Origin of the sequence: Leisingera sp. SS27, from assembly GCF_028368855.1 — a bacterium.
GTDB lineage: Bacteria > Pseudomonadota > Alphaproteobacteria > Rhodobacterales > Rhodobacteraceae > Leisingera.
In genome coordinates, this window is sequence record NZ_JAQNCY010000006.1 from 98270 (window position 1) to 111093 (window position 12824).

The 12824-nt window shown below is 61.0% G+C and carries 13 protein-coding genes; 7 read left to right on the forward strand and 6 right to left on the reverse strand.

Annotated elements, in window-relative coordinates; all coding sequences use genetic code 11:
* The first annotated feature begins 107 nt into the window (after positions 1–107).
* On the forward strand, positions 108–1301 hold the full coding sequence (locus N6L27_RS14095) for a 3-deoxy-D-manno-octulosonic acid transferase (protein WP_271907933.1): 1194 nt from the start codon (positions 108–110) through the stop codon (positions 1299–1301).
* The gene (gene lpxK / locus N6L27_RS14100) at positions 1288–2289 is read left to right on the forward strand and encodes a tetraacyldisaccharide 4'-kinase (RefSeq protein WP_271907934.1); all 1002 of its coding nucleotides are present in this window, start codon (positions 1288–1290) and stop codon (positions 2287–2289) included. Before N6L27_RS14095 ends, lpxK begins: the two co-directional genes overlap by 14 nt.
* 77 nt (positions 2290–2366) lie before the next feature.
* Here the strand turns inward: lpxK and N6L27_RS14105 are convergent, their stop codons facing one another.
* Complete coding sequence (locus N6L27_RS14105) at positions 2367–3038, reverse strand: DsbA family protein (RefSeq protein WP_271907936.1); 672 nt, start codon at positions 3036–3038, stop codon at positions 2367–2369.
* Positions 3035–3562: a DUF721 domain-containing protein gene (locus tag N6L27_RS14110; RefSeq protein ID WP_271907937.1), complete on the reverse strand. Its 528-nt coding sequence runs from the start codon at positions 3560–3562 to the stop codon at positions 3035–3037. The genes N6L27_RS14105 and N6L27_RS14110 overlap by 4 nt, the downstream gene beginning before the upstream one ends.
* 84 nt (positions 3563–3646) lie before the next feature.
* Here N6L27_RS14110 and mutY point away from each other — a divergent pair, with 84 nt between their 5' ends.
* Together mutY and N6L27_RS14120 are read left to right on the forward strand one after the other, a co-directional pair.
* Entirely contained in the window at positions 3647–4711 is a 1065-nt protein-coding gene (gene mutY / locus N6L27_RS14115; RefSeq protein WP_271907938.1) for an A/G-specific adenine glycosylase, read from the forward strand.
* Between the two features lie 84 nt (positions 4712–4795).
* Positions 4796–5929: an alkane 1-monooxygenase gene (locus N6L27_RS14120; protein WP_271907939.1), complete on the forward strand. Its 1134-nt coding sequence runs from the start codon at positions 4796–4798 to the stop codon at positions 5927–5929.
* A gap of 3 nt (positions 5930–5932) precedes the next feature.
* Here the strand turns inward: N6L27_RS14120 and N6L27_RS14125 are convergent, their stop codons facing one another.
* The 4 genes from N6L27_RS14125 to N6L27_RS14140 all read right to left on the reverse strand — a co-directional run bounded on the left by N6L27_RS14125 (position 5933) and on the right by N6L27_RS14140 (position 9959).
* Positions 5933–7321 (reverse strand): adenylate/guanylate cyclase domain-containing protein, encoded by a 1389-nt coding sequence (locus N6L27_RS14125; protein WP_271908144.1) that lies wholly within the window; start codon positions 7319–7321, stop codon positions 5933–5935.
* A gap of 195 nt (positions 7322–7516) precedes the next feature.
* Positions 7517–8620, reverse strand: coding sequence for a site-specific DNA-methyltransferase (locus N6L27_RS14130; protein ID WP_271907940.1), 1104 nt, complete (start codon positions 8618–8620; stop codon positions 7517–7519).
* A gap of 107 nt (positions 8621–8727) precedes the next feature.
* On the reverse strand, positions 8728–9345 hold the full coding sequence (locus N6L27_RS14135) for a ribonuclease HII (RefSeq protein ID WP_271908145.1): 618 nt from the start codon (positions 9343–9345) through the stop codon (positions 8728–8730).
* 98 nt (positions 9346–9443) lie between these two features.
* A complete protein-coding gene (locus tag N6L27_RS14140; protein WP_271907941.1) occupies positions 9444–9959 on the reverse strand; it encodes a hypothetical protein in 516 nt (171 codons plus the stop codon).
* A gap of 167 nt (positions 9960–10126) precedes the next feature.
* Between N6L27_RS14140 and N6L27_RS14145 the strand changes: the two genes are divergently transcribed.
* The 3 genes from N6L27_RS14145 to N6L27_RS14155 all read left to right on the forward strand — a co-directional run bounded on the left by N6L27_RS14145 (position 10127) and on the right by N6L27_RS14155 (position 12806).
* A complete protein-coding gene (locus tag N6L27_RS14145; RefSeq protein ID WP_271907942.1) occupies positions 10127–10420 on the forward strand; it encodes a hypothetical protein in 294 nt (97 codons plus the stop codon).
* Complete coding sequence (locus N6L27_RS14150) at positions 10392–11093, forward strand: winged helix-turn-helix domain-containing protein (RefSeq protein WP_271907943.1); 702 nt, start codon at positions 10392–10394, stop codon at positions 11091–11093. Before N6L27_RS14145 ends, N6L27_RS14150 begins: the two co-directional genes overlap by 29 nt.
* Positions 11094–11231: 138 nt before the next feature.
* Positions 11232–12806, forward strand: coding sequence for a DUF427 domain-containing protein (locus tag N6L27_RS14155; RefSeq protein WP_271907944.1), 1575 nt, complete (start codon positions 11232–11234; stop codon positions 12804–12806).
* The last annotated feature ends 18 nt before the right edge of the window (positions 12807–12824 follow it).

The following is a 12824-nucleotide window of genomic DNA, read 5'->3' on the forward strand; positions in this document are numbered from 1 at the left end:
CCGCAGCTTATGCGATCTGCGCTGCCTGCAATGGCATGGCGCAAGATTTTCACAGACAACACCGCATGTTGCAGCTACCTTTGGCCGGAAAAATCAAATCGAAACAGATGCAACGGCGAACCATAAACTCCAGCCGCCCTGCGGTGCTGCAGCCCCGCCCCCCTGGTGAACTGCTCTGGGTGCACGCGTCCACACCGGAACGCTACCTTGCGCTTTGCGACATCGGACGCCGTCTCAAGACCCTGCGCCCGGATCTGTCTGTGCTGGCCAGCTGGGAACCCGGATTGCATCTGACCGGCACTGTCGGCTGCGACGTCCCTGTCGGCCCGCTAGCGGAAGACACCCTGGCAGAGGCCCGCGAATTCGTCGCGCATTGGCAGCCCGATGCCTGCATCTGGACCGGCACGCCGGCCCGGCGGGTCATGCTGCGGCATTTGCGCGACCAGGGAACGGGTGTGCTTCTGGCCGACCTTCTGGACAATGAACTGCCGCACCGCACCAGCCGCTGGCTGCCGGATCAGCGGCGCAGGATGCTTGAAAGCCTGACTGGCATTCTGACACCATCAAAAACGGTTCGGGACCGGCTGATCCGGCTGGGTTTCCCGGCTGAAAGGCTGGAAATGGCCGGTAAGCTTCGCGTGTCTGCCGTTCCCCCAGGCTGCAACGACGATGAACTGGCCTCCATGCAGCAAACCCTGGGCAGCCGCCCGGTCTGGCTGGCGGCCCACGTCAAACTGGACGAGCTGCCCCGCGTACTGGATGCTCACCGGTCCGCGTTACGGCTGCTGCACCGCCTGCTGCTGGTGGTTGCTCTGGACAATCCCTCGGATCTGGAAGCGGCCCGTGACCTGGTGCAGAACAGCGGCCTGTCCTTTGCCGATTGGGAAGCCGGAGGCGAGCCGGAAGACTACAACCAGGTTCTGCTCACCGCCGGCGAGGATCTTGGCCTCTGGTATCGCTTGTCGCCAGTCGCGCTGATCGCCAGCAGTCTTGACCCGGCAGCCCAGGGCCAGTCGCCGCTTGATGCCGCGGCACTCGGATCTGCGCTGATGCATGGTCCAGGCATCCACGCCCACCGGGAGCTTTACGAGAGGCTGAGCAGGGCCGGCGCTGCAACCAGGGTGCAGACACAAGGCGAAATGTCCGACACTGTTGTTGCGCTTTCGGCACCGGACAAGGCAGCCGAGATGGCCCTGGCCGGCTGGCAAAGCGTTACCGAAAGTGCGGCCACAACAGACACACTTCTGGAAAAGGTCCAGGCCCTTTTGGATCAGCGCGAGGACAGTAATGCGGGCACCTGATTTCTGGCACAAGCCGCCGGAGAAATTCGATCTGCGGTCAACCCTGCTGGCACCCATGGGCTGGGCTTATGCGCGCGCTACCGCATCGCGGCTGGCCAAGGGCAACCCGCAATCTGTCGGTGTGCCGGTGATTTGCGTGGGCAACCTGAACGCTGGCGGCACAGGCAAAACGCCGACTGTAATTTGGCTGCTCGAGACCCTGCGCAGCCTCGGGCATGAGCCGCATGTGGTCACCCGCGGCTATGGCGGCACGCTGGAGGGGCCGGTTCAGGTTTTTCCCGGCCGCCATAAAGCCGCGCAGACCGGTGACGAACCGTTGCTGCTGGCAGCCTTTGGCGAGGTCTGGGTCGCCAAGGACCGCGCCGCAGGCGCCCGTGCTGCAGAAAATGCCGGGGCAACAGTCATCGTTTTGGATGACGGGTTTCAGAATCCCGCAGTCGCCAAGGATCTGTCTTTGATAGTCGTCGACGCTCAGCATGGGTTCGGCAACGGGCGCTGCCTGCCGGCAGGCCCCCTGCGCGAACCGGTTGCGACCGGGCTGAAACGGGCTGACGCCGTTTTGTCGCTGGGTCAGGAAATAGACCAGCAATCCTTCTCTTCCGCCTGGGGCAGCCAGCTTTGCAGCCTGCCGCATTTCACCGGCGCGCTGGAGCCGTTGCAGACCGGCATGCCTTGGCACGGCACCCGGGTTCTGGCCTTTGCCGGAATCGGCCATCCTCAGAAATTTTTCAGCACCCTGCGCGGCCTTGGCGCCGATATTGCCCGGTCTGAGGCATTGGACGATCACCAGCCGCTGACCCCTGCGCTGATGAACCGGCTGGAAAACGAGGCCAAGCTGCTGAACGCGCAGCTTGTCACAACCGAAAAGGACGCTGTCCGGCTGCCGGACAGCTTCCGCTCCAAGGTGATTACCCTGCCGGTCCGCCTGCGAATTGCCGGAGATGATGGCCTGAAGGATATGCTGAAAACTGCCGCACCTGCACCCTGACCTGCCAAAGGATTGCAAAGCAAAAACAAATAAGCCCGGGCGCCTGGCCCGGGCTTTGTCATTCTGCTTACTGACGCTCAGCTTTCCAGTTCGGCATCCAGCAGTTTCTTGAAGTCCTCGTAAGACTGGTTCGACACCTTCTCGCCGTTCAGGATGAAGGACGGCGTGGATTCGATCCCATGCTCAGTCGCGTTTTCCTGGTACCAGGTCACCAGGGTTTGCGCCTTCTCCCCATCCTGCAGGCACGCCTCCAGCTGGTCGTTTCCGATGCCAGCCAGGCGGCCGATCTTGCGCAGTTCATCAATGATCTCCGGCGCGCCGCCGGCGCGCGCCCATTCCGATTGGCCCTTGTAGATAAGGTCGGAAATGCCAAAGAACTTCTCCGGCCCGCTGCAGCGCGCAATCATCGAGGCCCACAGCCCGTAACGGTCGAAGTAAACCTCGCGGTAGATAAACTTCACCTTGCCGGTATCGATGTAGTCGGCCTTAAGCTGTTTAAAGGTGTTGTTGTGAAAGTTCGCGCAGTGCGGGCAGGTGTAGGATGCATATTCGATCAGCGTAACAGGCGCGTCCTCCGCCCCCAGCGTCATCTCGGTGATGGCCGAGGTGTCCACTTCAGCTTCCTGCGCAACCGCTGCGCCAACCAGCGGGTTTGCCGGCAGATTGCTCTGGCTGCCTAACCCCGACAGGGCATAACCGCCCGCAACCACCGCAACCGCGGCCAAGACACCAGACATCAAACGGGTCATTTGAACCCCTTTCCTTGCGTTTTCTGTTTTGACAGCACGTTTTGCCCCAGACGCTCCAGGGCGGCGCGCAAATCGTCATTTTCCACCCCTTCCGCTGCCTTGCTGGCCTCTGCCGCATCCTGCGGGTCTGGCTGCAACTGGGCTTGCACTTTGGGGGCATATTTGAATTCCACGCGGCCATCGGAAAATCCCGTCGGCGCCGTTTGCGTGATCCGCACCTTGGAAATGGCGTTAAAACCATAGACCGCGTTCACCCGCTCACGCAGGCGTTCCTTTTGCATTTCGAGCATCGGCGCATTTGCCCCGGTGGTCAGAACTGTCAGCGTGGCGCCAAAGGAGCCGCGCCCGTAGCCGATGTTCACGGGACGGGCCATCGCAGCTATATCCGGCCCGGCGATCTCCTCCCAATGGGTCAGCAGCCGGGACACCGCGAAGCCGCGGCTTTCGCCCGCTTTGCGGATCTGCTCGCTAAGGAGCTTGGAGGTCCGGGAGAACCCGCGTGTGGTGCTGCGCCTGAATGCCATGATCTAGGTTTTGCTCGACTGCCCGCCCTATTGTAAAGAGCGGTTATGCAGGCGCCAGCCAAACCGCCGCCCAAGGAATAACGAATGCGTGACTTAAAGAGCGATTCCGCCGCAATGAGCGAAGAGCTGCTTGCGTGGTATGACGAGCATGCCCGCGAGATGCCCTGGCGTGTCAGCCCGGCGGCCCGCGCCGCCGGCAACCGCCCGGACCCTTACAGGATCTGGCTCAGCGAGGTGATGCTGCAGCAGACCACCGTGGCTGCCGTGCGCGATTACTTCCTGCGCTTCACCAACCGGTGGCCAACGGTTCTGGACCTGGCCGCCGCAGAAGACGCCGACGTGATGAGCGAATGGGCCGGCCTTGGTTATTACGCCCGCGCCCGCAACCTGCTGAAATGCGCCCGCGCGGTAGCACAGGATCACGGCGGCAGCTTCCCGGACAGCTACGAGGGCCTGCTCAAGCTGCCCGGCATCGGCCCTTACACCGCTGCGGCAATCGCCTCCATCGCCTTTGACCGGGCTGAAACCGTGCTCGATGGCAATGTCGAGCGGGTGATGGCCCGTGTTCACGACATCCACGACCCGCTTCCAGGCGTCAAACCGGTGTTGAAAGACCGTGCGGCGGAACTCACACCAGTGCAGCGCCCCGGCGATTACGCTCAGGCGGTGATGGACTTGGGCGCCACCATCTGCACTCCCCGCAACCCGGCCTGCGGCATCTGCCCCTGGCGCGGTCCTTGCGCGGCCCGCGTTGCCGGAACCGCGGCCGATTTGCCCCAGAAAACGCCGAAGAAACCCAAACCCACCCGGCATGGGATCGTTTATCTGGCGGAATCGGCCGATGGCACCTGGCTGCTGGAACGGCGGCCGGACAAGGGTCTGCTGGGCGGTATGCTCGGTTGGCCCGGCTCCGATTGGAGCGATAAACCCGACCCGAATCCGCCCTTTGAAGCAGACTGGCAGGAACTGCCAGGCGAAGTGCGGCACACGTTCACCCACTTCCACCTGTTTTTGCGTGTCATGACTGCAGAACTTCCCAATGGCTTCAATCAAAGCCCTGGTCAGGAACTGATCACGCGCCACAACTTCAAACCCTCCAACCTGCCCACAGTGATGCGCAAAGCCTTCGATCTTTACAAAGGCCGCTAGGTTACCCTGCGCACCACTTGGGTTTTCAGGTGTCAGGGCATAGGGTTTCCCCAAACGCGCGCTGACTGATTTGGGAGACCCGGCATGATTGCCCCCGAAACTCTTTCCCGCTGGCAAAGCGCCCTGCCGTTCTGGATGTCTTTCCTGTTGCTGCCGCTGGTCTGGATCGCAGCGCTGCAGGGCGGCTGGGCACTGCTGCTGCCACCGCTGGTCACCTGGCACCTGTTTGCGCTGCTGGACGGGATGTTCGGGCTCAACCTGGAAAACGCCGACCCGGAAACACCGGACAGCGACCTCAAGTGGTACAAGGTGCTGACAGCTGCCTGGGTGCCGCTGCAGTTCATCACGCTGTTCGGGCTGATCTGGTATGTCAGCGGCGCGGAACATCTGAGCGCGTTCGAGAAATTCGCTGCATTCTTTGGTGTTGGCGTCGTCACCGGCGCGGTGGGTATAAACTACAGCCACGAGCTGATGCATCAGTCCAGCCGGGTGGAGCACTGGCTGGGGGATATCCTGCTGGCGATGGTGCTGTACTCGCATTTCCGGTCCGAGCACCTGCTGGTGCATCACCGCTACGTCGGCACTCCGCGGGATCCGGTTACCGCCCGCTACAATGAGGGTTTCCATCGTTTCTATCCGCGGGTGCTGCGGCAATGCTGGCACTCCGCCTTCCATGCCGAGAAGGAGAAGCTTGCCAAGAAGAACCGCCCCTGGACCGACCGCTCCAACCCGTTCTTCCGTTACTGGGCATTGCAGGCAGCCATGCTGCTACTGGCGCTGATGCTCGGCGGGCTGACCGGCATCCTCCTCTTCCTGGTGCAGGCGGGCACCGCGATCTGGCAGCTCGAAGTGGTCAACTATGTCGAGCACTACGGCCTAACCCGAAAACACCTGGGCGAGGGCAAATACGAACCGGTTCAGCCGCGCCATTCCTGGAACGCGGCGCACAAGGCTTCCAACTGGCTGCTGATCAACTTGCAGCGCCACTCGGACCACCACTACAAGCCGAACCGCCGCTTTCCGCTGCTTCAGAACTACACCGAGGCCGACGCACCGCAGCTGCCATACGGCTATCCGGTCATGACCATTGCCGCGATGATCCCGCCCTTGTGGCGGCGGGTGATGAACCCGCGGGTGCGCCGCTGGCGGCAGACTTACTATCCCGAAATCACCGACTGGCACGCCTATAACAAGGCCCAGAACCCGATGCCGCGTTAAGGATCAGACCCAAGCCAAGACAGTCATCGGCTGATCCAGCCCGCGCACTTCCTGATCCGGATGGCGGGCTGCGCCGTCCAGCAGGTCCAGCCCGGCCAGTTCAGCCTTCACCTGCGCGGCCATCGTTTCGCTGACAACAATACTGGCCTGCAGCCTGCGCGTGAGGTTCTCAAGCCGCGCGGCGATGTTCACCGTCATACCCAGGACCGCGTATTCCAGTCGGTTGGCACCGATATCACCCAGCAGCGCCTCACCATAATGAATACCGATTCCGGCCCGGATCTCGGGCTTCCCTTGTTTGGCGCGATCCCGGTTCCATCTCGCAAGCGAAGCCCGCATCGCGTGGGCGCAGGCCAGCGCATTCGTGGCGTCCTGCTTGCCGGCCACCGGCGTGCCAAAGGTCGCCATCAGACCGTCGCCCAGATATTTGTCCAGCGTGCCGTGATGGTGGAACACCTCCCGTTCCATCCGGCCATGGAATTCCCGCAACAGATCAATGACGGCATGCGGATTCATGCCTGCTGACAGCCGGGTAAATCCAATAATGTCAATGAACAGAACTGCCACGTTCTCACTGCGCACCTGCTTCAGCGGCTCATCGTTCTGGGACAGTTGCTCCACCACGTTGGGCGAGAAATAGCGCGACAAGTTCGCCCGCTCCCGCTCCAGGCTGGCATTGCTGCGCAGGAGCCCGTTGAACCGGCGCACCGAGAATCCCAGCGTTACCGCCACCAGGACAAAGACAAGCGCTTCCTGCACCCGCAACTTGACCACAAAGCTGTTCGGGTCAAAAAACTCTGCCAGTTCCGGCTCAAAGCCAAGGGCGGCGCCAACAGCCTCCGTCAGGCCAGGAACCGGGCTTGAGAACCACCATACCAGTCCCAGCGCACTCAGCCACATCATCGCGGTCCAGGTTCCGATCGCAATCACCGTGCGCCAGGAATAGGCCATAGTACCCGCTGCAAGAATGATGAAGAAGTACTGGAAGTTGTCGAACCTGTAGTGCATCGCTGCGGGTATGTCCCGGGCATCAAACGGATTGGGCACGATCAGCGCAAAGGTCATGACCGCAAGGTCAAGGAAGATCAAGAACAGCTCCAGCCGCGATTTGCCAACCTTTCCCGCCCGGCTGATGAACCAGCCGTTCAGGCACAGAAGCGCAAGAAGCCCGTGGTAGTACAGCACGCTCCAGACAGGGTTCAGAAAGACGATGAATACCGCAACAATAGGCAGCGCAATCCAGCGCGCGCGAACGGCCAGCTGCAACCCGCGCCGCTTGTGCGCGTCCAATGCGGCTTCCGCAAACCTGCCCTCCGCAGCGGAGAGATCCTGGCTGCTTGCTTCTGCCGCTCTGGCAACCCCGGTTCCGGTTGCAAACGCCGTATCGGTCATTGGCTCTCCCTCTTCCCGCTGGCTGCAGCAGTCATCGACCTTCAGATAGTGATCCTGCATCAATCAGGGAATAGCCCATCGAACCGTATACATGCAAAAAACCCCGCCTGATCCAGGCGGGGCAAGGTGTGCGCCTGCGCAAAGTGCACAGGCGCCTGCAATAGACTGTTGTGTTCTGATAAGTTCCGGGGGTCGTCAGTTCTGCATTTCTGCCCGGATCTGCTGGCGCAGAACATCGATCGGCACTGTCTTGCCATCGCGTTTGAAGCACCAGTAGGTCCAGCCGTTGCAGGACGGCGCGTTTTCCAAATGCGCGCCGACCTGATGGATTGACCCCTTGATATTGTCGCCGATCAGGGTTCCGTCAGCACGCACCTTTGCCTTGTGGCGGCGGTTCATCGAATAGAGTTCCTCTCCCGGGCGCAGCATGCCGCGTTCAACCAGCTGACCGAAGGGCACCCGCGGCGCCGCGCGCTTGCTGGCGGAAACCTCCAGCGCCTCGCGATCGAATTTGCGCACTGCCTTGATCCGCTTCTCCGCCACCTTGCGGTAGGCGTCCTCGCGCTCGATGCCGATGAACTCGCGGCCCAGCATCTTGGCCACAGCACCGGTGGTACCGGTGCCAAAGAACGGATCCAGAACCACGTCGCCCGGGTTGGTCGCGCCCACCAAGATCCGGTGCAGCAGCGATTCCGGCTTCTGCGTCGGATGCGCCTTATCACCGTTTTCGTCCTTCAGGCGCTCGTGACCGGTGCAGATCGGCAGCACCCAGTCGCTGCGCATCTGGATGCCCTCGTTCAGTGCCTTCAGCGCTTCGTAGTTGAAGGTGTACTTCGCGCCTTCGGACTTGGACGCCCAGATCATCGTCTCATGCGCGTTGGTGAACCGTTTGCCGCGGAAATTCGGCATCGGGTTGGACTTGCGCCAGATAACGTCGTTCAGCACCCAGTAGCCTTCATCCTGCAGCACGGCGCCGACACGGAAGATATTGTGGTAGGAGCCGATCACCCAGATAGAGCCATTCGGCTTAAGTACCCGGCGCGCCGCCTTCAGCCACTCGCGGGTGAACTGATCATAAGCCTGAAAGCTGGAGAACTGGTCCCAGTGGTCATCCACAGCATCGACTTTGGAGTTGTCAGGGCGGTGCAGCTGGCCTTTCAGCTGCAGGTTATACGGCGGATCCGCAAAGATCAGATCAACCGAATTGGCCGGCAGACTGTTCATTGCTTCGACGCAGTCACCGCCAATAATCGTGTTTAAAGGGAGCGCTGCCGCGCCCTTTGTCATGGTTTTATTCATTGCTCTGCCTCATAACCGCGGCGCATTTTTGCGCTCATTAGGTTGTCCACAGGATGATTCATCGCGGATTCGAGGTCAATTTGTTTATTACAACAACGCCTTACGGTTCACTCTTGATACAAGATATTGTGTACCGGCTTGAACGAGCGCCGATGATGTGGGGTTACGCCCAGCTGAACTAGCGCATCCCGGTGCTGTTTCGAGGGATAGCCTGCGTTTTTCTCCCAGCCATATCCCGGGAACTGTTGCGCCAAATCCACCATGATCCTGTCACGCGCCAGTTTTGCCAAAATCGAGGCTGCCGCGATCGACACCGATTTGGCATCACCCTTGACAACCGCCTCAGCTTGCAACGCCAGCCCCTTGGGGATCAGGTTGCCGTCAATCAGCAGGTAATCCGGCTGTGGATCCAGCGCTGCCACTGCACGTTCCATCGCCAGATGCGATGCGCGCAAAATGTTCAGGGAATCAATCTCTTCCACCGTTGCATGGGCAATGGCCGTTTGAGCCGAAGACAGGATATCTCCCTCCAGTGCCTCCCGCTTTTTCAGGCTGAGCTTCTTGGAGTCGTTGAGCCCATCGGGGATCACGCTGGCATCCAGCACCACCGCAGCAGCCGTGACCGGACCGGCCAGCGGACCGCGGCCGACCTCATCAACCCCTGCAATTCTGAGAAACCCTTTTTTGCGGGCGGCGGCTTCTAGGCTGTAGTCCGGCTGTGTCATGCCGCTGACAAAGCCAATTCCGTCACAGGATGCAAGCAGACAAAAAAAGGGGGGCAAAGCCCCCCCCAGTCTGCTGCTGCCCGAACCCGTTATCCGGATTACCGATGCACCATCCGGTAGCCGTGTTTCTTCAGGCATCCGGGCTTGTACCCGGTCCGGTTATGCTTGCCGTTCCAGAACGTCACCTTGCAGACTTGCGGCAGTTTGTGGGTGTAGCCATAGTTTCGGTCCAGGCAGCCCTTGGCCGCCAGCGGATAATTGGAGCTGTAGCGCGGGAAGTAGCGGACACAGTGCGCCGGCAGGTCATAGCGGCGCACGGACTGCGGCAGCGGTTTGACGTGTCCGCCGTGACGGTTACGGCCCTGATGCCTGTGCCTGTTATGGCTGTGGTTCTGCGGCGGATTATAGGTGCGCGTCACGGCGTGATCATCCTTATCCCTGGAATGCTTGATGGCGGCACCAAGAATGCCAAGCAGCGCCAGTCCGCCCAGAATCTTTGCGACATCATTGTCGGCGCGGGCGGGGGCTGCAGAGAAACCGGTTATTGCGATAGCGGCTGCAACGATCAGAGCAATAAACTTGCGGTGCGGCTGGGGTCGGGATGTCTGGGCCATATCTGAACCTTTCAATGGAATGAGCGGAGCGCGAAAACGCGTTTGATGCGCTCAACCTGCTCCTGCCCCGTTCAGACAGGCAATATCGGCGGTTTGTTATCGGATATCAGCCGCTCCAACCCCCTGCGGTTATTGAATTTCAAACAGTCCGGACGCAGGATGCCCCCATGAAACAGACCCTTCTAATACCCGCCCTTGCGGCTTTCCTTCTGGCGCTTTCCCCTCCGGCCCAGGCCGCTGATTGCTATGCCGACTACAAGGCCAAGCAGGACAATCCGTTGCGCCTGCATTACGGTGTTGTTCAACTGTCCGGAGCCTGCAACAAACAGGCTGCCCGCGGTGAAATTCAGGCCCGCATCGCCCCGGCCGGGTGGACGCTGTTGAATGTCCTCACCGTCTTCGGCCCCGAAGGCCTGCAGCAAAGGAAGGCTGATGCCGGACCCTACTATCTCAGTTTCTGAAGCCCGCGCTGCCGGGAGCAGGGTCATCGCTTTCGGTATCGCCGCCATTGTTGCCCTTCTCGTCATTGCCGGGACTGTCCTGCTTCTGACGCTGCCTGACGCCAATGCCTTCAACGCCCGGGTGGAGCACCTGTTCGTGGAAAACGACCTGACCACCCAGGCCGAAATCAAACTGCTGGAGATCCTGGCCCAGTCCGGCACAGCCTTTGCCGATACGCTGACGAGCTACCGGATGGTGATTTTTGTGCTGCTGGTTTTTGCCACGGCGATGATGGTGGCGGCGCTGACAGTGCTGGGAATGCTGGTGATGCTGAACCGCCGCATGGCTCAGATTGAACGCTCAGGCATTCAGGTAAACGAACTGCTGATCAGCCGCGATGAGAACACCGTCTACCTCAACAGCATGGGATTCAAGCTGACACCGGCTGCGATGGAGACTCTCTCGGTACTGGCCGAGGCCCGGCTGGACGACGACGTTCTGTCAGGCGCTGAGATCGAGGCGGTAATTTCCGGCCGCGTTTCTGCCGATTGCGAGGAAGCCGCCGGCGCCACCCGGATAAAACGCCTGCGGGACACTTTGGGCAACCAGATGGTCAGCGAGCTTTTGGTCAAGAACATAGCCAAACGCGGCTATGTTCTGGCAATCAGCAAGGACGTGATCCGCATGATCTGATCTCTGCTCCGTTCTGCTCAATATCATGTGTCCACCACTGGAAATTCTGCACGAAGCCCCCAAGTAGACCAGAACCGGCCAGCGCCGGCCGGTCCTGTTTTTGCCCTGTCACCGGCTCAAAGGACAAGGAAGCAAGGGATGGACACACAGTTACAGACCCGCAACCGGGGCTACGGCATTATTGTCGAACCGCTGCAAGGCCTGGTCACCGCCCGGCGCAACGGCACTGTTCTGGCGCAAAGCGCCCGGGCCAAGGTGATGTATGAAACCCGCCTGCCGCCAGCGGTCTACTTCCCGGCGGACGACGTAACCGCCCCTCTGTCCGCCCATACTCCCCTGCAGACTTTCTGCCCTTTCAAAGGCACCGCAAGCTACCGCGATATCCTGCTGCCAGACGATGCCGTGCAGAACGCTGTCTGGGCCTACGAGGACGCCTTGCCCGAGGCCGCCGCCATTTCCGGCCACATCGGTTTCATGCCCAGCGCAGAGGTCGAATTCGATTTCGGCAGCAACACCGTGGAGATGCCGGATTACGGCAATATCTCCGGCCCGGTAATTGACTGGCTTTTGCGTGATGCTTCGATGGTGGCAACTCCGGAAGAACTGACCGCCGCGCTGGCAGAGAAATTCGTAGAGCAGGGCATCTACTTGTCCCGGCTCTCGGTCATGGCTTGGTCCCTGCACCCGCTGATCGCGGGAAAGAACTACATCTGGCAGAAGAAAACAGGCGAGGTCACGACCTACGCCCCCTCCTATGAAATCCACGACCACCCGGCATATCAGAACAGCCCGCTGCGCCATGTCTCCAACGGGCTGGGCGGGGTGCGGCACCGGCTGGACGCCTGCTGCACCGACGATGCTTTTCCCATTCTTGAGGATTTGCGCAAGGAAGGCGCCACCGATTATGTCGCCATGCCGCTGCGGTTCTCGGACGGGCGGATCAATGTGCTGACACTTACCAGCGACCATCCGAATGGCTTTTCGACCGCCAACCTGGGCCTGATTTTCGAATGCTCCGGGGTGATCGCCCGCTACTACGAGATCTTCATGCAGCGCGAGAACGCCCAGGCGCTACTGGAAACATACGTGGGCAAGCGCACCGGCGCCCGGGTGCTCGGCGGCGAGATCCGCCGCGGCGACGGCGACGAAATTGACGCCGCCATCATGTTCTGCGATCTGCGCGGCTCCACCCGGCTGGAGGAGCAGCTGGGCCGCCGGGACTACATCGCGCTCTTGAACCAGTTCTTCGAGACCGCCTCGACCATCGTGCATGATCACGGCGGCGAAGTGCTGAAATTCATCGGCGATGCTGTGCTGGCCGTCTTCCCGGCGGGCAGCAACCCGGACAGGGCGCGCGCACAAGCCCTGGACAGCGCCCGCGCCATTGTTGCCCGGCTGGAAGAGATCGCCCAAGAGGAAGAAGGCCACCGCTGCGAGGCCGCCATCGGCATTGCCTATGGCCGGGTGACCTATGGCAACATTGGCTCGCGCGAGCGTCTGGACTTCACGGTAATCGGCCAGGCCGCCAATATCGCCGCCCGGCTGGGCGACTACGGAAAAACCGCTGACCACGCGATTGTCGTCAGCCGTGACATCTTGGGTGACACCTCTCAAGGCATCTCGCTCGGCGCAGTCAGCCTGCACAATGTCTCCCAGCCCGTCAGCTGCTTTGCAATTCAAGCCGGCGGAAATTCCCAGGCAGCTGCAGAGTAACCCTGCCACAGGCAGTCT

What these genes read in the sequence shown, in the direction of transcription:
- N6L27_RS14095 (WP_271907933.1), top strand. Translation starts at nt 108, where the DNA reads ATGCAACGGCGAACCATAAACTCCAGCCGCCCTGCGGTGCTGCAGCCC.
- N6L27_RS14105 (WP_271907936.1), bottom strand. Translation starts at nt 3,038, where the DNA reads ATGACCCGTTTGATGTCTGGTGTCTTGGCCGCGGTTGCGGTGGTTGCG.
- N6L27_RS14145 (WP_271907942.1), top strand. Translation starts at nt 10,127, where the DNA reads ATGAAACAGACCCTTCTAATACCCGCCCTTGCGGCTTTCCTTCTGGCG.
- mutY (WP_271907938.1), top strand. Translation starts at nt 3,647, where the DNA reads ATGCGTGACTTAAAGAGCGATTCCGCCGCAATGAGCGAAGAGCTGCTT.
- N6L27_RS14135 (WP_271908145.1), bottom strand. Translation starts at nt 9,345, where the DNA reads ATGACACAGCCGGACTACAGCCTAGAAGCCGCCGCCCGCAAAAAAGGG.
- N6L27_RS14120 (WP_271907939.1), top strand. Translation starts at nt 4,796, where the DNA reads ATGATTGCCCCCGAAACTCTTTCCCGCTGGCAAAGCGCCCTGCCGTTC.
- N6L27_RS14150 (WP_271907943.1), top strand. Translation starts at nt 10,392, where the DNA reads ATGCCGGACCCTACTATCTCAGTTTCTGAAGCCCGCGCTGCCGGGAGC.
- N6L27_RS14130 (WP_271907940.1), bottom strand. Translation starts at nt 8,620, where the DNA reads ATGAATAAAACCATGACAAAGGGCGCGGCAGCGCTCCCTTTAAACACG.
- lpxK (WP_271907934.1), top strand. Translation starts at nt 1,288, where the DNA reads ATGCGGGCACCTGATTTCTGGCACAAGCCGCCGGAGAAATTCGATCTG.
- N6L27_RS14110 (WP_271907937.1), bottom strand. Translation starts at nt 3,562, where the DNA reads ATGGCATTCAGGCGCAGCACCACACGCGGGTTCTCCCGGACCTCCAAG.
- N6L27_RS14125 (WP_271908144.1), bottom strand. Translation starts at nt 7,321, where the DNA reads ATGACCGATACGGCGTTTGCAACCGGAACCGGGGTTGCCAGAGCGGCA.
- N6L27_RS14140 (WP_271907941.1), bottom strand. Translation starts at nt 9,959, where the DNA reads ATGGCCCAGACATCCCGACCCCAGCCGCACCGCAAGTTTATTGCTCTG.
- N6L27_RS14155 (WP_271907944.1), top strand. Translation starts at nt 11,232, where the DNA reads ATGGACACACAGTTACAGACCCGCAACCGGGGCTACGGCATTATTGTC.